Origin of the sequence: Edaphobacter sp., from assembly GCF_035763405.1 — a bacterium.
Classification (GTDB): domain Bacteria; phylum Acidobacteriota; class Terriglobia; order Terriglobales; family Acidobacteriaceae; genus Edaphobacter.
The window spans coordinates 1-21762 of sequence record NZ_DASUBE010000014.1; the positions used below are offsets into that span (position 1 = coordinate 1).

Annotated in this window: 17 protein-coding genes; 12 read left to right on the plus strand and 5 right to left on the minus strand. The window is 59.9% G+C overall.

The features are described from left to right. The 7 genes from VFU66_RS01415 to VFU66_RS01445 all read left to right on the plus strand — a co-directional run. Nucleotides 1–411: MarR family winged helix-turn-helix transcriptional regulator (locus VFU66_RS01415; protein WP_326444442.1), on the plus strand; the 411-nt coding region annotated here is incomplete at its 5' end. Further along, nucleotides 389–1093 carry a pirin family protein gene (locus tag VFU66_RS01420; protein WP_326444443.1) on the plus strand — a complete coding sequence of 235 codons (705 nt, stop codon included), beginning with the start codon at nt 389–391 and terminating at the stop codon, nt 1091–1093. The genes VFU66_RS01415 and VFU66_RS01420, both read left to right, overlap by 23 nt. Before the next feature lie 115 nt (nt 1094–1208). Further along, nucleotides 1209–1790, plus strand: a complete 582-nt coding sequence (locus VFU66_RS01425; RefSeq protein WP_326444444.1) for a YceI family protein — start codon at nt 1209–1211, stop codon at nt 1788–1790. A gap of 355 nt (nt 1791–2145) precedes the next feature. Further along, nucleotides 2146–5334 carry an efflux RND transporter permease subunit gene (locus tag VFU66_RS01430; protein WP_326444445.1) on the plus strand — a complete coding sequence of 1063 codons (3189 nt, stop codon included), beginning with the start codon at nt 2146–2148 and terminating at the stop codon, nt 5332–5334. Between the two features lie 7 nt (nt 5335–5341). Next, nucleotides 5342–6589, plus strand: coding sequence for an efflux RND transporter periplasmic adaptor subunit (locus tag VFU66_RS01435; protein ID WP_326444446.1), 1248 nt, complete (start codon nt 5342–5344; stop codon nt 6587–6589). Next, on the plus strand, nt 6586–8034 hold the full coding sequence (locus VFU66_RS01440) for an efflux transporter outer membrane subunit (protein ID WP_326444447.1): 1449 nt from the start codon (nt 6586–6588) through the stop codon (nt 8032–8034). Before VFU66_RS01435 ends, VFU66_RS01440 begins: the two co-directional genes overlap by 4 nt. Nucleotides 8035–8195: 161 nt before the next feature. Beyond that, complete coding sequence (locus VFU66_RS01445; protein WP_326444448.1) at nt 8196–9905, plus strand: rhamnogalacturonidase; 1710 nt, start codon at nt 8196–8198, stop codon at nt 9903–9905. 51 nt (nt 9906–9956) lie between these two features. Here VFU66_RS01445 and VFU66_RS01450 read toward each other — a convergent pair whose 3' ends face one another. Then, nucleotides 9957–12152, minus strand: a complete 2196-nt coding sequence (locus tag VFU66_RS01450; RefSeq protein ID WP_326444449.1) for a glycosyl hydrolase — start codon at nt 12150–12152, stop codon at nt 9957–9959. Between the two features lie 230 nt (nt 12153–12382). Here VFU66_RS01450 and VFU66_RS01455 point away from each other — a divergent pair, with 230 nt between their 5' ends. Together VFU66_RS01455 and VFU66_RS01460 are read left to right on the plus strand one after the other, a co-directional pair. After that, nucleotides 12383–13048, plus strand: a complete 666-nt coding sequence (locus VFU66_RS01455) for a DUF4339 domain-containing protein (protein WP_326444450.1) — start codon at nt 12383–12385, stop codon at nt 13046–13048. Then, on the plus strand, nt 13048–13443 hold the full coding sequence (locus VFU66_RS01460; protein WP_326444451.1) for a DUF2752 domain-containing protein: 396 nt from the start codon (nt 13048–13050) through the stop codon (nt 13441–13443). The genes VFU66_RS01455 and VFU66_RS01460 overlap by 1 nt, the downstream gene beginning before the upstream one ends. 279 nt (nt 13444–13722) lie before the next feature. On the opposite strand, the gene VFU66_RS01465 is transcribed toward VFU66_RS01460, so the two are convergent. After that, nucleotides 13723–14241, minus strand: coding sequence for a bactofilin family protein (locus VFU66_RS01465; protein ID WP_326444452.1), 519 nt, complete (start codon nt 14239–14241; stop codon nt 13723–13725). Nucleotides 14242–14717: 476 nt separating this feature from the next. Between VFU66_RS01465 and VFU66_RS01470 the strand changes: the two genes are divergently transcribed. Continuing rightward, entirely contained in the window at nt 14718–15383 is a 666-nt protein-coding gene (locus tag VFU66_RS01470) for a hypothetical protein (protein ID WP_326444453.1), read from the plus strand. A gap of 2 nt (nt 15384–15385) precedes the next feature. Here the strand turns inward: VFU66_RS01470 and VFU66_RS01475 are convergent, their stop codons facing one another. Continuing rightward, complete coding sequence (locus VFU66_RS01475) at nt 15386–15835, minus strand: CBS domain-containing protein (RefSeq protein WP_326444454.1); 450 nt, start codon at nt 15833–15835, stop codon at nt 15386–15388. Nucleotides 15836–15928: 93 nt separating this feature from the next. Between VFU66_RS01475 and VFU66_RS01480 the strand changes: the two genes are divergently transcribed. Both VFU66_RS01480 and VFU66_RS01485 read left to right on the plus strand, forming a co-directional pair. After that, entirely contained in the window at nt 15929–16567 is a 639-nt protein-coding gene (locus VFU66_RS01480; protein WP_326444455.1) for an FmdE family protein, read from the plus strand. Nucleotides 16568–16724: 157 nt separating this feature from the next. Continuing rightward, nucleotides 16725–19283, plus strand: coding sequence for a capsule assembly Wzi family protein (locus VFU66_RS01485; RefSeq protein WP_326444456.1), 2559 nt, complete (start codon nt 16725–16727; stop codon nt 19281–19283). On the opposite strand, the gene VFU66_RS01490 is transcribed toward VFU66_RS01485, so the two are convergent. Together VFU66_RS01490 and VFU66_RS01495 are read right to left on the minus strand one after the other, a co-directional pair. Further along, nucleotides 19280–20374, minus strand: a complete 1095-nt coding sequence (locus tag VFU66_RS01490; protein ID WP_326444457.1) for a glycosyltransferase family 9 protein — start codon at nt 20372–20374, stop codon at nt 19280–19282. The two genes, VFU66_RS01485 and VFU66_RS01490, sit on opposite strands and share 4 nt — an antisense overlap. Before the next feature lie 16 nt (nt 20375–20390). After that, entirely contained in the window at nt 20391–21527 is a 1137-nt protein-coding gene (locus VFU66_RS01495) for a hypothetical protein (protein ID WP_326444458.1), read from the minus strand. Nucleotides 21528–21762 lie beyond the last annotated feature (235 nt).

Consider the following 21762-nt stretch of genomic DNA (forward strand, 5'->3'; position numbering starts at 1 on the left):
TCGATTGTGGGCTACATCGAAGGGCGGCTGGCGGAGCAAGGGTTGGGGCTGAGCGACTTCGCCGTGCTGGAGGTGCTGCTGCACAAGGGGCCGCAGACGATCTCGGCGATTGGCGAGAAGGTGCTGCTGGCGAGCGCGTCGATGACCTCGGCGATTGACCGGCTGGAGAAGCGCGGGCTGGTTGCTCGCAAGACCTGTGACACGGACAGGCGAGTGCGGTATGTGGACCTGACGGTTTCGGGGGGGGAGTTGATCGGCACGATTTATGCCGCGCATGCGAAAGACCTCGACTTTCTTGTGGAAGGGCTTTCCGGTGACGAGCGTCGAAGGCTTTATGACGGGTTGAAGAAGATTGGGTTCGCCGCCAAGGGCGCGTGGAAGGAGAAGTATGCTGACGATTCGCAAGAGTAATGAGAGAGGACATGCAGATCATGGGTGGCTGAATTCGTACCACTCGTTTTCGTTCGCCGACTATTACGATCCGGCGCACATGGGCTATCGCTCGCTGCGCGTGATTAATGAGGACTGGGTTGCCGAGGGGCGCGGGTTCGGTGCGCATCCGCACCGCGATATGGAGATCCTGACCTATGTGCTGAGCGGCAGGCTGGCGCACAAGGACAGTATGGGCCACACGGAAGAGTTGGGAGCGAACGAGATCCAGAAGATGTCGGCCGGGACCGGAGTGGTGCATAGCGAGTTCAATCCTTCGGAGACGGAGCCGGTGCACCTGCTACAGATATGGATTATGCCGGAGACCCGTGGGCTGACTCCCGCGTATGAGCAGTACAAGTTCGAGCCGGAGGAGAAGCTGGACCGCTTCAAGGTTCTGGCGGCGCGCGAGCCTGTTGCAGGCGCGGCGACGATTCATCAGGACGTGAAGGTTTCGGTGGCGGAGCTGACGCCGGGTAAGACGCTGACCTATCCGCTGGGTAGCAAGCGCCATGCGTGGCTACAGGTGATTCGCGGCGAGGTGACGGCGAATGGGAAGTCGCTGAGTGCAGGCGATGCGGTTGCCGTGGACGATGAGCAGGAGCTAAATGTGTCGGCGGTTGGCGCGTCCAACAGCGAGGTGCTTTTGTTTGATCTGGCGTAAGAACGGGTGAGAGGGTACGTTCTCATCCTTTGCAAAAGCGCGAAGGATGGGGCACTCGATCGGTTGTGACAGTGGAGAAGAAAACTGAATTGCAAATTTGAAAGGGAAGAAGAAGATGATGAACCGTCGTTTGATGACAAGTGTTTTTGCGGGGCTGCTTTTGACGGGAATGGGTGCGTTTGCCCAATCCACGACGTGGACGATTGATACGAACCACGCGCAGACGGACTTCAGGATACAGCACATGGGCGTCAGCACGGTGCGCGGCTCGATTGGCGGCGTGACCGGTACGATTGTGTGGGATGCCAACGATGTGAGCAAGTCGAGCGTGAATGCGACGATTGACACCTCGACGGTGACGACGAATAACGGGATGCGCGACAAGGATTTGAAGTCGGCTAATTTCTTCAACGTGGAGAAGTATCCGACGATGACGTTTAAATCGACTTCGGTGAGCCGCGTGAACAGCAAGTTGCAGGTGACGGGTGAGTTGACCCTGGCAGGGGTGACGAAGCCTGTGACACTGGAAGTGGACGGGCCGACCGCTCCGCAGAAGGGGATGGGCGGCAAGATGGTCATTGGGCTTTCGGCTACGGGGACGGTGAAGCGGAGTGATTTCCACTTTGCGCCGAAGTACCCGGGGGCGATGCTTGGCGACGAGGTGCAGATCACGATTGATGTTGAGGCGGACCAGTAACGTGTGGCGCCTGGCGGCCTGCCGGTTGCGTGGTTTTGCGCAGCGGGCGGGCCGCTTTGCTTTGCGGCTAAGGAAGCTCTGATTAAGTATCGGATGGTCACGGAATGTATCGGCGCAGAAAAGAAATACAGGGATTCTTCCCATTCGACTTCGCTCAGGCAGGCTGCCGCGCTCAGCATGACCGTTGATCGAACGGAGTTCGGTTATCGATATGGTTGGTCGGTTTTCAGATATAGGTGCATCTATGGATTAAACTAGGTGAAACAGTGTTTGTATTGGTTGAATGCGGGGGCGGCCTTCCTCTGGCATACCCTGAAAGAGAAGCCCCTTCCCGAAGCGTGCGAGGTCTGCCGGAATGTGGATTGTAAAGCTGGCCCTGACCCGGCCCTATACGTTTATCGTGCTGGCGATCCTGATTTTGATTGGCGCGCCGGTGGTCATTCTGCGCACGCCGACGGACATTTTCCCAGACATCAATATTCCTGTTATTTCCTGCGCGTGGAGTTACAAGGGGCTTAATCCTGAAGAGTTGGAAGGCCGGCTGACGACGCCTTACGAGAAGGCGCTGACGACGCTGGTGGACAACATCGAGCACATCGAGTCCACCACGGTGGCCGGGCAAGTGGTGGTGAAGATCTACCTGCAGCCGGGAGCGAGCCTGGACACGGCAAATGCGCAGGTGTCGAGCGTGTCGCAGTTCATGCTGAAAAACTTGCCGCCGGGCATTGAGCCTCCGGAGATCATCGACTTCAGCGCGTCGAGCGTGCCGATTCTGCAACTGGGGCTGAGCGGCAAGGGACTTTCAGAACAGCAACTGAATGACTATGGGCTGAACTTCATTCGGCCGCAACTGGTGACGGTGCCGGGCGCGGTGGTGCCGAATGTGTATGGCGGCAAGCAGCGGTCGGTGATTCTGAACCTGGACCCGCGGCTGTTGCAGGCAAAGGGGCTTTCGCCACTGGATGTGCTGAACGCGATGGCGGCGCAGAATGTGATTCAGCCTGCGGGCACGGCGAAGATCGGCATGAACGAGTACGACGTGCGCGTGAACTCGACGCCGGTGACGATTGAGGGCATCAGCAACCTGCCGGTGAAGCAGGTGAACGGCGCGACGATCTATGTTCACGACGTGGCGACGGTGAGCGACGGCAGCATTCCGCAGACGAACGTGGTGCGGCAGGATGGACATCGCGGTGTGCTGATCAGCATTTTGAAGTCGGGCAAGGCTTCGACGCTGAGCGTGGTCAGCGGGGTGAAGGCGCTGCTGCCGCGTATCAGGACGATTGTGCCGCCGGAGTTGACGATCAAGACGATCGGCGACCAGTCGATCTTTGTGCGCGCGTCGATTGAGGGCGTGATCCGCGAGGCGGTGATTGCGGCGGTGCTGACTGGGCTGATGATCCTGCTGTTTCTGGGAAGCTGGCGCAGCACGATGATTATCGCGGTCTCGATTCCGCTGTCGATTCTGGCGTCAATCATTGTGTTGGGATTGATTGGCCAGACGATCAACATTATGACGCTGGGCGGGCTGGCGCTGGCGGTGGGCATCCTGGTGGATGATGCGACGGTGACGATTGAAAACATCGAGCGTTATCTGGAGGAAGGGCGCGACCTGCATGGCGCGATTCTGGAGGGCGCGGCGCAGATTGCGGTGCCGGCACTGGTTTCGACGCTGTGCATCTGCATTGTGTTTCTGCCGATGTTCTTTCTGAGCGGCGTGTCGCGGTATCTGTTTGTTCCGCTGGCCGAGGCGGTGGTGTTTGCGATGCTGGCCTCGTATGTTCTTTCGCGGACGCTGGTACCGACGATGGCGATGTATCTGCTGAAGGTGCATGACGGGCGGGCGGTGGCTTCGCGGAATATCTTTGCGCAGGTGCAGCGCGCGTTTGAGCGTGGATTCGAGCGGGTGCGCGGCGGCTATCAGGAACTGCTGGGCAAACTGGTGGGCGCGCGGGCTGTGTTTATTCCGGTGTTTCTTGTGCTGTGCGGGGCGACGTTTCTGCTGGCTCCATACCTGGGGCAGAACTTCTTTCCCAGCTCGGACAACGGCTCATTCATTCTGCATCTGCGGGCGAAGAGCGGTACGAGGATTGAGGAGACGACGCAGCTATGCGACCTGGTGGAGCAGAGCATTCGCAAGATCGTGCCGACGAACCAGATGGACAACATCCTCGATAACATTGGGTTGCCGTATAGCCCATTGAACTTCCAGCATTCGACTTCGGGGCTGATTGGCGCGGGCGATGCGGACATTATGGTTTCGCTGAAGCACGATCATCGCCCGACCGACGAGTATGTTGAGAAGCTGCGTGAGACGCTGCCGCGCGAGTTTCCCGGTGTGACGTTTTATTTTCTGCCGTCGGATATTGTGTCGCAGATTCTGAACTTCGGGCTGCCGTCACCGATTGATGTGCAGTTCGAGGGCTCGGATATTGCGTGGAATCGCGTGGTGGCGAATAAGGTGCTCGCCGATATGCGGCAGGTGCCGGGGCTGGTGGACCTGCGGATTCAGCAGCCGGATGATTATCCGGTGCTGAACATCAAGGTGGACCGCACGAAGGCGGCGCAGGGCGGATATACGTTCCGGGACATCGGCGGGAGTCTGCTGAATATTTTGAGCGGCAGCGGACAGACGGCTCCGATGTTCTTTCTGAATCCGAAGAACGGCGTGAACTACAACATGCTGGCAGAGGCTCCGCAGTACGATATTCAATCGCTGAATGATCTGGAGAATATTCCCATCTCGTCGGCGACGGCGAAGCGGCCGGAGATTCTGGCGGATGTGGCGAGCATCTCGCGGGGCACGGAGATGCCGGTGGTCTCGCACTACAATATTCGCCGCGTGCTGGACATCTATGGCAACGTGCAGGGACGCGACCTGGGCGCGGTGAGCAGGCAGATTGACAAGATCGTAGCAGCGCACGAGAAGGAGCTTCCGCGCGGCACGTTTGTGCGGATACGCGGGCAGGTGGAGACGATGAAGCACTCCTACTTCGGACTGATCGCGGGGCTTGGGTTTGCGATTGTGCTGGTGTACCTGCTGATTGTGGTGAACTTCCAGTCGTGGCTCGATCCGTTCATCATCATTACGGCGCTGCCTGGCGCACTGGCGGGCATTGTGCTGTTTCTGTTTGCCACGCATACGACACTCAGCGTGCCTGCGCTGATGGGCTCGATTATGTGCATGGGCGTGGCCACGGCGAACAGCATTCTGGTGGTGTCGTTCGCCAAGGAGCGGTTGCTGCACCACGGGGATGCGGCGTTGGCTGCGCTGGAAGCTGGAGTGACACGCTTCAGGCCGGTGGTGATGACGGCACTGGCGATGATTATCGGCATGGTGCCGATGGCGCTGGGGGCAGGCGAGGGCGGCGAACAGAATGCTCCGCTGGGGCGCGCAGTGATTGGCGGCCTGCTGGTTGCCACGGTGGCGACGCTGACGTTTGTGCCGGCGGTCTTCAGCTTCCTGCATCGGAACTCGAAGATGGAGAAGGGACCGGCGGTCGAGGCGTTTGATGAACACGACGAGAGCTTGGCGGGGGCGTGAGAGAGCGATGAGCGATGAGGAGATGAATACCGAGATGACGATGCCTTCCGGTGAACAGCGGCGCGCTCCGCATGTGCCTGGGCCGGGCGAGCGCGGATTGTCGCGCGGCGCGTGGGTTGGGATTGCGGTGGTTGCGATTGTGCTGCTGGTGGTTGTGGTCGCGGGGATCCGTTCGCGCGGAGTTGCGGAAGAGGCGCTGGCGAGGCAGACAGAGGATTCGGCGATTCCTTCGGTGAATGTGGTGTATCCCACGATTTCGACGCTCTCTTCGGAGATTGCGTTGCCGGGCAACACACAGGCGTTTACGGATACGCCGATCTATTCGCGCACGAACGGGTATTTGAAGCAGTGGTATTTCGACATTGGTGCGCATGTGCGCAAGGGACAGCTGATGGCGGTGATTGAGACGCCGGAGGTTGACCAGCAGTTGCAGGTGGCACAGGCGGATTTGAAGAGCGCAGAGGCGAATCTGAATCTTGCAAAGACGACTTCGATGCGTTATCAGAATTTGCTGAAGACGAACTCGGTTTCGAAGCAGGAGACGGACGTTGCAGTGAGCGATGCGGCTGCGAAGCAGGCGGCGGTGGATGCTTCGATGGCGAACGTGCGCAGGCTGGAGAAGCTACAGTCGTTCGAGAAGGTGTACGCCCCGTTTGACGGTATTGTGACGGCGCGCAATACCGACATCGGCGCGCTGATTGCGGGCGGTGAGAACACGACGCCGAAGGAGCTATTTCATCTGGCGGCGATTGGGCGGCTGCGCGTATATGTTCCAGTGCCGGAGGCGTATGCGCCTGCGATCAAGGATGGTGCGAAGGCCACGCTGACGCTTGATGAGTATCCGGGGCAGACGTTTGCGGGGACGATTGCGCGTAACTCGAATGCGATAGATCCGGCGTCGCGCACGCTGAACGTCGAGGTGGATGTCGCCAACCCTGACGGCAAGCTGCTGCCGGGAGCTTATGTTTTCGTTCATTTCAAAGTGCCGCAACAGGATGCGCGGTTGATGCTTCCGGCCAATACGCTGCTGTTTCGCTCGGAAGGGCTGCGTGTGGGCGTGGTGCGGAACGGGCGCGTGCATCTTGCGCCGGTGACGATTGGCAAGGACGCGGGCGCGACGGTGGAGATTGCGTCGGGGCTGACCACGGCGGATGCGGTGATTCTGGATCCGTCGGACTCGCTGGCGGAGGGCCAGGAGGTGCGGATTGCGAATCGCACCGGGGCGAAGGCAGCGCAGAAAGCGAGTGCGGAATGAGCCGCGCTGTCTTTGGCGCTGCAAGCGCTGCGTTGCTGCTGACCGGTTGCATGGTCGGGCCGAAGTATGTGAAGCCGTCGGTGCCGATGGCCCCAACCTATAAGGAAGCTGCTCCGTCGAGTTCCGGGCAAGGCTCGGGTTGGCAGGCTGCGATGCCCGCGGATGCGGCTGCACGCGGCGCATGGTGGACGATCTTCAATGACTCGGGACTGAATGAACTTGAGCCGCTGATTGCGCAGCAGAACCAGGACCTGAAAGCGGCCGAAGCACGGTTCCGCGAGGCGCGGGCTCTGGTCCCGTTCAACCGCGCAGGGCTTTCGCCGACGCTCGGCGTGACGCCGTTTGCGGGCGGACTGCGCGATTCTGCGAGCCGGCCTTACTTCAATACAGCGAATGCAAACAACGGCGTGGGTGACATCCAGCTTCCGTTTGATCTGAACTACGAGATTGATCTTTGGGGGCGGGTGCGGCGCGGTGTGAGTGCGGCGCGTGAAGAAGCGCAGGCCAGTGCTGCCGACATGCAGACGGCATTGCTGAGCTTGCAGGCTGAGCTTGCGATTGACTACTTCGAGGCGCGCAGCGCAGACGCGCAGGAGAAGCTGCTGAACGACACCGTGCATGACTATGAAGAGGCGTATCGGATTACGAATAATCGTTTTGAGGGCGGCGTCTCTCCGCGTTCGGACGTGGACCAGGCGAAGACGCAGCTTGAGGCGGCGCGAGTGGAGGCGCGCGATATTACGTTGCGGCGGGCGCAGTTCGAGCACGCGATTGCAGTGTTGACCGGACAACCGCCGGCGAAGTTCACGCTGCCTGCCGCGCCGCTTCATACGGACCCGCCTGCAATTCCGCCGGGGCTGCCTTCAGACCTGCTGGAGCGGCGGCCGGACATTGCTGCGGCGGAACGGCGCGTGGCCGAGGCGAACGACCACGTGGGCATTGCGCGCGCGGCGTTCTTTCCCACGGCTTCATTGAGCGCGGCGGCAGGGTTTGAGGGGACGAGCCTGCTGAATCTCTTCCACACCGCAAGCTACATGTGGGCGGTGGGGCCGACGTTGTCCCAGACCCTCTTCGACGCGGGACGGCGGCGTGCAGTTGCGGAGGGCGCGGGCGCGAGTTATGACGAAGCGGTCGCCAACTACCGGCAAACGACGCTGACGGCGTTTCAGCAGGTGGAGGACAACCTTGCTGCTTTGCGGATTCTGGAGCAGGAGGCCGAGCATCAACGCCAGGCTACGCAGGCTGCGCAGGGCGCACAGCAGATCTTCAACAATCGGTATGTTGGCGGCATCGATACGTATCTGGAGGTCGTGACCGCGCAGACGACCGCGCTGACCAACGAGCGGAACGACATCGACATTATGCGCAGGCGGATGGATGCGAGTGTGTTACTGATCAAGGCTCTGGGCGGCGGGTGGGACGTCAACAGTTTGCCGAAATTGTGAGTGCTGTGGCGGCTGCAACACGGCGGGTTATGCTTTGTGCTCCCCTTCGCAAAAGTGCGAAGGATGGGCACCTGCATTTCTTGTGGGTTAGCCAAATGGCGCTATTTCTCAGATATAAATTCTTCCAATACGCACATTCGGTCTGATAGGATGGCCAGCCTATGGACACCTTCAATTCTCGACGCCGCGAACTTCTGAAGTTGAGCGGCATGGGGCTGGCTGCGGTTGCAGCCACGTCCGTGCCTTCGGCTTATGCCGCCACGAAATCCTCTATCAAGACGACGCCGGACATCTTCGACATTCGCGCCTTCGGTGCAGTTGGCGACGGCAAGACTGTGGACAGTCCCGCGATTAACAAGGCGATTGAGGCGGCGGCGGCAGCGGGAGGCGGCACGGTACTCTTTCCTGCTGGAACGTGGCTCTCGTTTTCGGTGCGGCTGAAGAGCAATGTTGATTTATATCTCTCGCAGGGTGCGACGCTGCTGGCTGCGGACTCTCCGCTGCCCGGACAGACGACTGGCTACAACGGCGGCACCTACGATGCGGCGGAGCCGAATACGGCATGGGATGCGTATCAGGACTACGGTCATAACCATTGGCACAACTCACTCATCTGGGGCGAGGACATTCACGATGTCAGCATTTCGGGGCCGGGTCTGATTTATGGCAAGGGGCTGAGCTTTGGCGCCGGGCCGGGGCGTCCTCCGGGAGCGCCTCCGCCACCGCCGCGCCCTGCCGGTGCGCCTGCCCGGGCGTTTCGTCCGCGCAGCCGGGGCAACTATCCGATGTATCAGGCAGAGCAGCCGGGTGTGGGCAACAAGGCCATTGCACTTAAGAACTGCCGCAACGTGATCTTCCGCGACTTCTCGATCCTGAAGGGCGGGCACTTTGGTCTACTGCTGACGGGCGTCGATAACCTGACGATCGACAACCTGAAGATCGACACCGACCGCGACGGGATGGACATCGACTGCTGCAAGAATGTGCGGGTGTCGAACTGCACGGTGAACTCACCGTGGGATGATGGCATCTGCCCGAAGTCGAGTTATGCGCTGGGCTATCCGCGTGCGACGGAGAACGTGACGGTTACGAACTGCTATGTGACGGGAACATACGAGTTGGGCACGGTGCTCGATGGGACGTGGAAGAAGTTCGCCGCCGATGCGCATGTGTATCGCACCGGACGCATCAAGTGCGGTACGGAGTCGAATGGCGGGTTCAAGAACATCACCATCTCGAACTGCGTCTTCGAGGGTTGTCACGGGCTTGCGCTTGAGAGCGAGGACGGCGCGCTGTGCGAGGACATCGCCATTACGAACATCACGCAGCGCGATGTCTCTGAGTCGCCAATCTTCTTCAGGCTAGGTGCACGACTACGCGGGCCTAAGGAGACGACGAAGGTGGGGACGATGCAGCGCATCGTCGTCGATAACTTTGTGAGCTATAACAATGAGTCGCGCGTGTGCTCGATTTTGAGCGGGATTCCTGGATATGAGATCAAGGACATCAAGATGTCGAATGTCTATATCCAGCATCAGGGTGGGAACTATGCGGACCTGGTTGGCATTGTTCCGCCGGAGAATGTGGAGAAGTATCCGGACCCGGGGATGTTTGGCCCGATGCCGGCGCAGGGGTTCTTCTTCCGGCATGTGCGCAATCTGGAGATGAGCCACGTTGAGGTTGCACCAATGAACCCGGACCCGCGGCCTTCGTTTGCGTTGCAGGAGGTTGAGCGCGCAGACTTTATTGCGGTGACGGCTCCGACGACGCCTGCGGCGTTCTCGCTGAACAAGGTGACGGACCTGCGGATTCTGCTGAGCCGCGCGGCGAAGGATACGGTACTGGATACGGCGGACGGCAAGACGGTTTAGGTGAGTGCGTGGTTGTGCGCTCCGCTCAGGATTGGGCGGAGCGCATTTTTGCTAGCGAAACACAATCACGCAGGTTTCGTAGGACTTGAGGGACAGGGTGAGTCTGCGCGCGTCCTGGGCTTTGGTTGAGTTGAGCGCGGTGACTGCGCCCGTTTGCGGGTCCCAGAGTTCAGCTTGTTTGCCTGTGGTTCTGAAGAGGATGGTGCGGGAGAAGGTGTCGGGGCTTTCGTTGAAGAGGAGGTAGACATCGGCGTCTTTGAGATGGCGGCGCATGGAACGGAGCGCGGTGCTGGGCTGGTCGAGCGTGATGTCGGGCGCGGGCACTACAGCGTCGATTGCTTGTTTGAAGGCTTCGGGCACAATCTGCGGGGTGGGCGGCGTAGTGGGAGGCTGGGCGGGCGGAGTGGGCGTGGGGGAGAGTTCGCCGGGAACGACGGTTGCCCAGGAGAAGTCAGCAGGTGTGGCTGTGCGGGCGTCGAGGATTGTGCGGCCTGCGATCAGAGCAGGTGGATGACCCAGGAACAGTACGCGGCCGCCGCCTTTGACGAAGGTGTGGAGGCGGTCGAGTGCGGCTTCGGAGAGCAGTGAGGTGTTGGGCAGGATGACGGTGCGGTAGCTGTTGCCGCTGAGCGTGGTGAAGATGCCATGGCTGGCGATGAGGCCACTTGCGAGCGCGTCTTCGCTGACGATGTCGAAGTCGATCTGGCGCTCGGAGAGCATCCGCTCGGTGGAGACGAAGGCCTCGTCTGAGTCCTTGTCTCCCATCCACATGGAACTGGATGGGAGATAGAGCGCGACGGATGCGGCGGGGCGACCCATCGACATGAGGTAGCTGATGCGCTGGGTGTACTGCATCAGCGCGGGAAATCCGGGGTCAGCCATGAATGCAGGCGGCGGACGCACGCCGCGGCTGGTGGCGGGGAAGTACATCGCTTCGACGAGGTTGATGCCGCGCACGAACTGCTCGTTGAGGATGTAACGAGCCTGGTCGAGCGTGGGCGTGGGACGGTAGGCGGCGAAGCTCTCGGTGAAGGCGCGCGGTTTGCCGTAGACGTGCGAGACGGAGGAGGCGAGGCGCGGGTAGTCGGAGATGGTGTCGGGGTCGATCTGGTGCCAGATGGCGTCGATGCCGGGGACCTGGACGTAGCGCATGTCGCGGAAGAAGTCGCCTTCGGAGCGCGTGAGGGCCATCTCCATCTCTTCGTGATTGAGGTGGACCTGGTATTCGAGATGGTTGGCGGCGCACCAGTCGCCCTGCACTTTGAAGAAGCCATCGCGGAACATCTGGGAGAAGACATCGTAGTAGTCGGCTTTGGCGCGCTGCTGCCGGGCGGTGAGCTTTGGCAGGAAAAAGGACGCGAGATAGGGGCGGATGTCGTAGCCTTTGATCTGTTCGAATGTGCTGAAGAACTTCGGCGTCCAGGGCAGACCGCGAATGGAGTAGTCGGGCTCGTCGCCGCGAAAGCCCATGATGGTCTTGCCGAACTCGTCGCCGACGTATTTTTTGTACTGCTCGTGGGTGAAGGCGAGGAACTGCATGGTGGCGGCGGGGTCGAGGTAGTCTTCAAGCGACTGCTCGGCGTCTTTGACGCGGCGGGGATTGGTGTCGGAGCGCGTGGGCGAGGTGCGGAACTGGTGCTCGATGACCATGATCTGCCAATGGCCTTGCGGGGCTGTCCATGCGATGGCGTTATTTGTTACCGGAATGGACGCCGTCGTGTTGTTGTCCAGATTGACAGCAGTGACGGCGACGGCTGCGGGGTCGACTGGTTTGTCGATGGTTTCTCCCGCTGCGACCGGAATCGTCTGGGCTACTTCGAGTGCCTGCATGCGCAGGTTGGGTTTCTCAGAGGTGAATTTGCCGCCTGCGAAGCCGCTGGGGTAGCCCGCGTCGTCTACGATCCAGACGCGCATGTCGCGCTTCTTTGCCTCTTCGAGGAAGGTGCGAAAGAACTTGAAGTACTCGGGCGAGAGATAGGCGAAGGGCATTCCGTAGCCCGCTTGTACGGTGACGGCGCGGAAGCCGAGGCGGCGCATGGTGTCGAGGTCGCGCGTGATGACGGCGGTATCGACTGCGCCGTTGAGGCCGTAGTAGGGCTCGGGACCGTACTCGGATGGCGGCGTCTTCCATGTGCGTTCGACGTGCGATGCGGTTGGCATCTGCAGCTTCTGCCAAGGCTGCTGGGCTGTGGCCGAGAGCGTCAGCATGGCCGCTGCCGCGATCGCGATGGGGCGTAAGAATTTCATTGCCGTTACCTCGAACGATAGGCTGGAACTGCCTTTATACAGCGGCTGAGATGAAACTGGAAACTATTTCCTGATAGAAATACCGCTTTTAGCGTTTGGTCGAAACTATTTGTGCGAAACCTGCGTAGGTGATTTCATCGATTTACCGTTCCGGTTTGCCGGGTCAGGCGGTAGATTGGGTTTGCGGTCTTTGCAGCGGATACGCCGTGCGCTGCCGACAGGAGAGCGGAATGTACTATCACGTCACACGGAATGGCCAGACCTACGGCCCCTACACACTGGAAGACCTGCAACGATATGTTGCTTCGGGCAATATCCTTGCCACCGACCTTGCCAAAAGTGACGAGGGGGCGGAGTGGGTGCAGGTGGGGCAGCTTCTTGGCGGCGCGTTTGTGCAGGGCTATCCTGCGCCTCCAGCGTATGCAGCGGCTCCGGGAGCTGCTACGGAGAATCCGCCGAACCTGCACTGGGCGCTCGAACTGCTGCTGGGGATCTTTACCTGCGGGCTGTTCGTCGTGGTCTGGAACCTGGTGCTGGCGGCGTGGGCCAAGCGGATTGAGCCGATGAGCCAGGCGTTGATGTATTACATCATCGCCACGGTGCTGATTGTGGTGAACTCCGGCAGTTCATTCGGTGTGATGATTGCGATTGCGCACCATCAGCAGCCGCATCAGCATGTTGTGGGCGGTCTGATTGGGCTGGCGGCATGGGTTGTGCGGCTGATCGCACGCTTTGTACTGCGCGACACGCTGGAGCAGCATTACAACGGGCCAGAGCCGCTCGGGTTGCGGCTGAGTGCGGTGATGACGTTCTTCTTCGGCGGCATCTATTTTCAGTACAAGCTGAACGAGATTAATGCCGTGAAGCAGGGGATCGCGTACAGGAGCGCGATTTAGTGAGCGTCCGCGCCGTGGCCGTTGCGCGGGCGGTTGCGCCTGTGGCGGTTGCGGCGTGCGCGGTTGTCGTGCTGCTGCGGTTTCCGCCAGGGCAGTACGGGTTCTATCCGAAGTGCCCGGTTTACGAGATGTTTCATGTCGAGTGTCCAGGCTGCGGAACGATGCGGGCGCTTGCGGCGTTGCTGCGTGGGCATGTGGCGGAGGCGTTCAGGCTGAATGCGCTGACCGTGTCGATGTTGCCGCTGGCGATTGGCTACGCGGGGGTTTGCTATCGGCGCTATCTTCGCCGCGAGACGTTCCGGTGGCCTCAGGTTTCGGCTGCGGGGGTTTATGCGGTGTTGGCGGTTGCATTGGGATTTGCGGTTTTCAGGAACCTTCCGGGTGGGTGGTTTTAGAAGCGGGTTCGGGAGCGCGAGGAAAAGTCCGGGGCTAAAGAGGGTGATGAAAAAGTATCTCGCCGGGAAGAAAGCGTACCTCAGCGGCTAAAGCCGCGTTGATTTTGCAGCGTTAGCGGCACGGCTGAAGCCGTGCCCTTAAGCAAAACGGACTTTTTCAGCACCCTCTAAAGCCCCTTGATTTTGCTGGCTTTTCGTGGGGCTGAAGCCGCGCTTTCATCGAAAGGCAACAGCCCCGGTTGAATGCCGGGGCTGTTGTGGGTTGTGGACTGTGGATGCTTAGGCTTCGGCTGCGACCGGTTCGGCTGCGGGCGTTGCGGGGCCGCCCTTGAGGTCACTGCCGCCGGGTTTGCGGATGTCGATGCCGCCCTTGAAGAACGCGCCATCTTCAATCGAGATGCGCGCGGCGATAACGTCGCCGGTGAGCGAGCCTTCGCTGCGGATGTCGACGCGGTCGCTGGCCTGGCAGTTGCCCCGGACCTTGCCGAGCACGACGATCTCGCGCGCGACGATGTTGGCCGCCACCTGGCCGTTGCGGCCGACGGTGACGCGGTTGCCGGGGAGGTTGATGGCACCTTCGACCTTGCCGTCGATGTACAGAGATTCGGAGCCTGACAACTCGCCTTTGACGATCAGCGATTTGCCGATCGTCGCCTGCTCGCCGGTTGACACCGCGGGTGTGGCGCTTCCAACGGTGGGGCGCGTCGTGCCGGCCTCAAAACCCGCCGCCGGGGCTGAAGGACGTACCGGCTCGGGAGTTGGGGGCGTGTTGCTGCCAGGCTGATTCGGTTTCCACATATTCGTTCATGTCCTTTCGTTGCTGTTTCAGAAAATTAATTCCCGCCGCGTACTGCCGGACGCGCCGCCACAACGGCAGCACAGTTTCATTCCACGATACTACTCTGCGGTGGCCGCGTGATGCCTTGAATCCACAATCTATTCCACAGAATTTGAACCTTTTTCATTACCCTGTACGGACTTTCCCTCTCTCGTGCATTTTCTTCCCTGAACTGTCCGTTTTCTTCCTGCCAGATGAAATGGGTGTCTGCACCAATGACGCAGCATCCCGCGAGAGGGATGCATCGGATAGGATGGCAGCATCTGATTTTTGCTGCACATGGAAGGCTCGAAATTTCATTGTCTTCCGTGTTGGACTACACAACTTTGCCGGGCCGGCGATCAGGCGGACCGGCCTTTACCAAGAGACGAGACCGATCTTGAGCTTTTTCATCTCCCGTTTCCGTAAGCACATCTATTGCCAATTTTCTGAGATTTTGATTTGCGGGCTCGCCGCATTGCAGGTATCGCCGCTGTTTGCAGCCCCTAAAGTCCATATTGTCAGTCTGGGACCGTCGCGGAAGGTCGCGTATACGGAGCCGGACGCGACTGCGGACAGCAAGGTTGACGAGACCTCGAGCCTGCGGGTCCGCGCGCTTTATGTGGACGACCGGTTGAAGGAGTGGACCACCGGCGACGTTCACGACATCACCGACCGCACCTTTGCCGTGCGGCGTGCCCTGCGCATCAACGATGCGCTGCCGACAGACAAGGCACCCCGTTGGGTGTGGCAGCCGGGCCCGTGGCTGACGGTTGATCGCGTCACGGGCCACATTACGGCGCTGCATCTGCCGTACTTTGACTCGGTGGTGTCGAACGTGGTGTGGTACCGCGACTATGCGGCGTACTGCGGCGTGGCCACGACAATCCGGGGCGGGTTGTACGCGATGGTGGCGCAGGTGGGCGCGCGGCGCGCAGTGGTACAAAAGCAGATTGGGCCGTGGCCGCAGAGCGATCGCTTTGTCCCCGTCTGCCAGCCGGCTGTATGGCAGCGGCTGCCCGTCAGGGTCACATTGAAGCCTACAGGCGGCACGGCGACAACGTACAGCGTCCTGGGATCGAGCTCCATCGTCGAAGAAGGAGACAACGCGGACGACAACTGAGACTACGTTGTTGTTCCGCAGATGTATGCTTCCAGGTGTCGGATGGTCTTTTCCTGTTCGGTGATGACCCAGTTGACGAGGTCTCCGATGGAGATCATGCCCGTGACTTCGCCTTCCCGGAGGACGGGAAGGTGCCGGATGCGGTTCCTGGTGATGATGCGCATACAGTCGCCGACGGTGTGTTCACGCGAGACGAAAATGACGGGGCTGGTCATGATGTTGGCCACGGTGGTGTTCTTCGAGGAGTGTCCCTGAAGGATGACCTTGCGGGCATAGTCGCGCTCGGAGATGATGCCTTTCAGGACGCCCTTGTCCATGACGAGCAGCGCACCGACTTGCTTGTTGGCCATCATCTCGATGGCTTGATAGACAGACGCATCGGGTGCGATGGACCAGATTTGGGCCGGTTTCTGCTGGAGCAAGGTGCCAATCGTGGTGGTGAGTTCGCTCATCAGGACCTCTCGGGCATCGAATATTACCCCTCGGATGCGGCAGCGTCAATCGCCGCGTAAGGCACATCCGCCGGGTAGCGGTATCATCACGGTATGCAGAGCTTTGAGGACCTTCTCCGCGAAGCTGAGGTTGCCCACGGTCACTTGTGCGCGGGGCAGATTCTGGGCGTTCGGATGGCGATGCTTGGCTGCCAGCGACTGGGAATTGACGACCCGAAAGGCGCGGACCGCAAGCGACTGGTGACGTTTGTCGAGATTGACCGCTGCGCCACCGACGCTATCGGTGTAGTGACGGGTTGCCGATTGGGTAAGCGCGCGCTCAAGTTCCGCGATTGGGGCAAGATGGCTGCGACGTTTGTCGATCTGGGTTCGCCGTTGCCCGTTGCCGACGGCGATGCGCCTGCTTATAAGGCCGTCCGCGTTGCGGCGCTGGAGTCTTCAAAAGAGCGCGCCCGCGAGCTGTATCCGCAGATTGACCAGAAGAATCAGCAGCAGATGATGGCCTATCGTGAGATGCCGGATGCGGAACTCTTCACGGAAGAGTGGGTGAGCGTGGAACTGGCGCCGCGCGAGATGCCCGGCTACAAGTCTGCGCGCATCGTCTGCGCGCGGTGCGGCGAAGGCATCAACTACGACCGGCAGGCCGAGGGTTCGGGTGCGGTGCTTTGTCAGGGCTGTGCCGCGCCGGAGAGGCGCTACTATCGACCGCTCGGCGCACAATCCCAACGCTAATCAACTTCAACACTAGACCCTTAAATGATGAGCCTGTAGGCTTAAGACATCGCAGGCTATGGCAGACTTCCCCAGTTACATTCGGCGCATCGTGAATCTTATCTCAGCTTTTTCGTCATGGCCTGCGGGTTGCTGGAGAAGAAGCGCAGCCCTCGCGTTGGCTGCGACGATGTTTTTGCTGCCTGTCGCGCGCTCCGGTTTCGCGCAGAGCGAAGGGAGCAGTTCTTCGCTTGCGGATGCTGGAGACACAGGCGGTTTGCCGGATGCTCCACAGCCGCAGAAGTCCTCGGCGCAAAGCGCACCGGTTGGGTCTGCAACCAGGTATGCGCCAGAGAGCATCACGCTTGCAGGCATGCCACGGCGCTTGTTTTTTGATCAGAAGGCGATCTGGACAAGCCCGTTTTATCTTCGACCGCAGGACGCGACGTGGCTGCTTCCTTTTTCTGCTGCTACCGGCTTGCTGATCGGGAGCGACCATCACACGATGACGTCGCTGATTCACACCAACTCCGTCTCGCAGGACCGCGCCAGCAAGCTCTCGAACGCCGGTGTTGCTGCGCTTGGAGCGCTGCCAGCGGGCATGTATCTGTGGAGCCTGGGGCACGATGCTCCGCAGGCCCATGAGACGGGCCTGTTAACCGGCGAGGCGCTCGCGGACACGTTAGCTGTGACCGAGGTGGCCAAGCTGATCTCGCGCCGCGAACGCCCGGATGCCGACCATGCGCAGGGCAAGTTTTTCGCGTCGAAGACGCTGGACTCGTCGTTTCCTTCGTCGCATGCTGCGGCGGCGTGGAGTATGGCTGCCGTGCTTGGCTCGGAGTACCCCGGATGGCTGGCACGCACGGCAGTGTATGGCGCGGCAACTGGAGTCAGCGTCAGCCGCGTGATCGCGGAGAAGCATTTTCCCTCGGACGTTCTGGTGGGCAGCGCCACGGGATGGTTGATCGGCCACTACGTCTTTAATGCACACCACAATTTCAGCCTGTTCAATGACTCGTGGGATCCCGGCAGTCTCGGCAAGCCACGCACGCAGGCGCAGAGGCAGGCAGTCGCTCGCGCAACGGAGCAGGTTCCGCCGGATCCGATTAAGCATCGCCGTCCGCGGACCTACGCCGAAGTGACCGACCCGGACGCTATCGGCTCGACCAATGTGCCGATGGACAGTTGGATCTATCCGGCGTTGGAGCGGCTCTTCTCGATGGGCTTCATTCCGGGCCAGAGCGTTGCCATTCGTCCGTGGACGCGGCAGGAATGTCTGCGCCAGCTCGGGATTGCCGAGGAACGCGCCGCAGACACGGGTTCCTTCACTCCGGCAGAGATACGTGAGGCGCAACGACTGATTAACGATCTACACGCTGAGCTTGCCTCGGAGACGCTCAGCCGCGAGTCGATCGATCTGGAGTCGGTGTATGCGCGCGTGGGGACCATTGCCGGTCCCGCGCTCTATGACAGCTTCCACTTCGGCCAGACGTGGTGGAACGACTTCGGCCGTCCGTTGGGACGCGGCACCAGCGCGATTGCCGGCTATTCCATTCGTGCGCATGACGGACGCCTCTTCTTTTACGACCGCCAGGAAGCTCAGCGCGACCCCGGCCGGCCGGCTGAAACCGAAGCCATCAACGAACTCTTTAATGCGACGGAACGGATTACCCTGAATACGCCGCACATTGAGCCTATTCCTGGACACGCGGCGTATAACCGGCAGCGGCCGCTGGAACTATATGCAGGCGTAGCCTTCGACGGCAACGCGATCTCGCTCGGCAAGCAGGAACTCTATTGGGGACCGACGACGATGGGCCCGCTGTCGTTTTCGAGCAACGCCGAGCCAACCTATAATCTGCGCTTCGTTGCTACCCGTCCTCATCCGCTTCCGTTGTTTCCTTCGCTGGGAACGTACCGGTTTGACATTGTGCTGGGTAAACTTTCCGGGCACCTCTATCCGGCGCGCCCCTGGTACAACGGACAGAAGGCGGATTTCAATTTTGGCGACAATCTGGAGATCAGCTTTACTCGATGGTCCATCTTCTGGGGCGTTGGTCATCCCATCACGACACACAGCTTCAAGGAAAATATCTTCAGCTTCAACTCGACGGGCAGCACGGCGTATGGCAGCCGCAACGATCCTGGAGACCGCAAGAGCAACTTCGACTTTCGCTATCGCCTGCCCGGATTTCTCAAGCCGGTCACGCTTTATGCAGATGCATATTCAGATGACGATCCCAGCCCAATGGCAGCACCGCGGCGCGCAGCCTGGAATCCCGGCATTTACGTGGCGCGCCTTCCCTGGTTGCCTCACATTGACCTTCGCGTCGAGGCGGTCAGTTCCACAGGGATGGCGACTGACTACGGCGGTGCCCACTTCTTCATCAACGGACAATATCTCGATGGCAATACGAACAAGGGTTTTCTGCTGGGCAACGCCATTGGCCGGGACGCGCGCGCCATCGAGGGTCGCACCAGCTACTGGTTCTCCGCGCGGACGCGAGTTGAAGCGGGTTATCGCCAGAATAAAGGCGGCACACACTTTCTGCCCGGCGGCGCTACGATCACCGATGGTTTTGTGAACGGCACTTTCGCAATCAACCGACATCTGGAAGCGCAGATTTTCGCGCAGTACGAGCGATTTCTCGTCCCTTCGTATATGACAGGCGCGCAACACAGTACAAGCGGCTGGTTCCAGTTGACCTGGAACCCCGAGCTGCACGTGCATCACTAGGCGGAAGGCAGCATGGTAAGAGGTCCAGGCGCTGGCTGTGAACTCTCATCGGGGGATACGACTCGCCACGCGCTGTCGAGTTGCTTTGAGCGATCATCAAGGAGTCTGTCCAGCTCGCGCAGGACCAGCTCCGGTGCCACCTGATGCATGCAGCCATTGAATTCGCAGGGGGCAAAATTGTGACCGTCGTAGCAAGGTCGGCAGGCGAATCCCTGGCCACCCCAGATGCCAACGGCGAAGGGCCTGCGGGGAAGGAAATTGCCGGGGTTGGTTGGCCCGAATATCCCAATCAGGCTGGTTTCGCTTAGACCTGCAAGATGCATCGGCCCTGTGTCGTGCGTTACCACTGCGTCACAATGATTGCAGACGCTGACTACTTCAGGAAGCGAGAGCTTGCCGATGCAATCGGTCACGGTCATATTCTGAAAATGAGGTTTTACCCAGAGGTCCTCCTGTCCTCCGAAGAGCACAACTTCCCAGCTCCGGTCGAGCAGGCGGCGGGTGAGATCCAGGTAATGTTCAATAGGCCAGCGACGCATGACTTGCTGTTTCAGCAGGTTGTGAGTTCCACCGGGGACGAGGGCAATGCGGCGCGCGGCGGTCTTCTCGGGTAATGGAGAGGGCGGCAGGCAGTCTGGAGCAACGGGCGGGAAGCTCTGTTCGCGGCAATGGTCGTCCAGGCCCAGAAGGATGCGGACATATTCGTCGGTGTGGTGCCGGCCAGCCAGCAGCGTCGTTGCGCGGGATGCTCGGGAGAGCATCAATTTGCGCGGCGCGCGCACGGGAAGGCTCAACAACCGATAACGGCGGTCGTAGTAGAGCGTAGCGGAGAGGTCATAGGCTCCGGCGATTTCGGTCCAGAGGTTGAAGATGCCTTGTATCCGCTCCAGCGCGTTGCCTCGGAGGATTGCGCGATCATCCACCGGTATCAGGCGGATCCAGGAATAGCATTCGAGCAGGGGCCGGACAGTTTTGCCGCATACCCAATGGATTTCAAATCCTTGATCGTGCAAAGCACGCACTGCCGGCACGGTCATGACCACGTCGCCGATGGCTCCGAACTTGATGATGAGGGCTTTTTTCGAGTGCACGGTCTTTTATGGTAGTTCATGCCAGCAGCTTTTCATACGCTATCAGCAGCAGCCCGGCGACGATGCAGAAGGGGAGCGCGGAGCCAAAAGCGAGGTTTCCGCTAAACCATGCAAGCGCGCAGAATGCGAACCATGGATAAATCGTCAGGCCCAACGTATTTCCTGATTTGACCAGCCTCCATACCAATCCGTAGACGGCCCCATAGAGCGCCAGCATCAACGGCGTCCACCATCCGCAATCGGAGAAGAGGTATCCGAATGCGCCTGACCATATATCGTAGTCGTTCAAACCTGCCAGTTGCGGCGCGACGAACTCGGAGTGCCATAGCTCAAAATAATCGGGCCATTTGAAGATCTTATTGAAAGGGAAGATAGCATTTAAGAGATGGTTGGAGTTGAGCACCGGGAAGACATAGATTCCATGTCCTCCATACGGGTAATGCATAGTTCCATGAAGAAGCGCCGCCATCCGATTGTAGGATGCCATCGTATAACCGACAAAGCCTCCCATGGCGACGGATACATCGGTGTTCCCGCGCATGAGCGAGAAGGAAACGAATACAAGCACCACGAAGGCGGCTATGATGACGATGGAACGGATGAGTCCGGCAGTTTTGATCTCTCTGCGCGCGATTCTGCTCATGAGATAGACGACGGCGAGGCCGCCAAGCAATGGCATAAGCCCGGCTCGGGACACCTTCAATACAGATACGGCAATCTGAGCAAACAGTCCGGTAGCGAAGATCGCCCATAAAAGTATTCTGCGGGAGCGGCGAGACTTCGCTTCTTTATGTTTTGAGGCCAGCAAATGCCAGTATGTCCACCAGAGAAGAGGCTGCTGTAAGTCCGGGCCCCAGCCCAGAATGCCAAGCTGCACGTCGGCAAGATTGTTTTTGACGGCGCTTCCCTGCTGGGCCAGAAGCAGAACGATCAGGTTGGGAGTCCGCCGGAGCAGTTCGACAGCCACGGCGCAGGTCAGCACGGTCGTCAAAGCTAAGGGCAATATCAGGGCCATGTCTTTGAGGCGCGAGATGCGATAGCGGCTTTCCAGCAAAGGAGGGCTGGGGAATAGGAAATCGATCAGGAGTAATCCGGCCCAGAATCCGGCGACGCACAACAGAAAAAAGAGCAGCGTCTCCGGATCGAGAAACATCAGGTCCGGCTCGTGTATCAACTGGCTGTAGAGGCCGGGCGGGAAGAGCCAGGCAATCAGAAAGACCAGAGTGCTTAGAACGGAGATGCCGTAGGGCGATACGATATGGTTCAGAATGAGGGGACGGGCAATCCGCATTCTTGAAGCAGACCCTCGGTTTGTAACACTGCTTTGCGTACCAGGACCTCAGGCAGGGTGGCTATTACGATGACGGCGCCGTTCCGTTATGGCACGA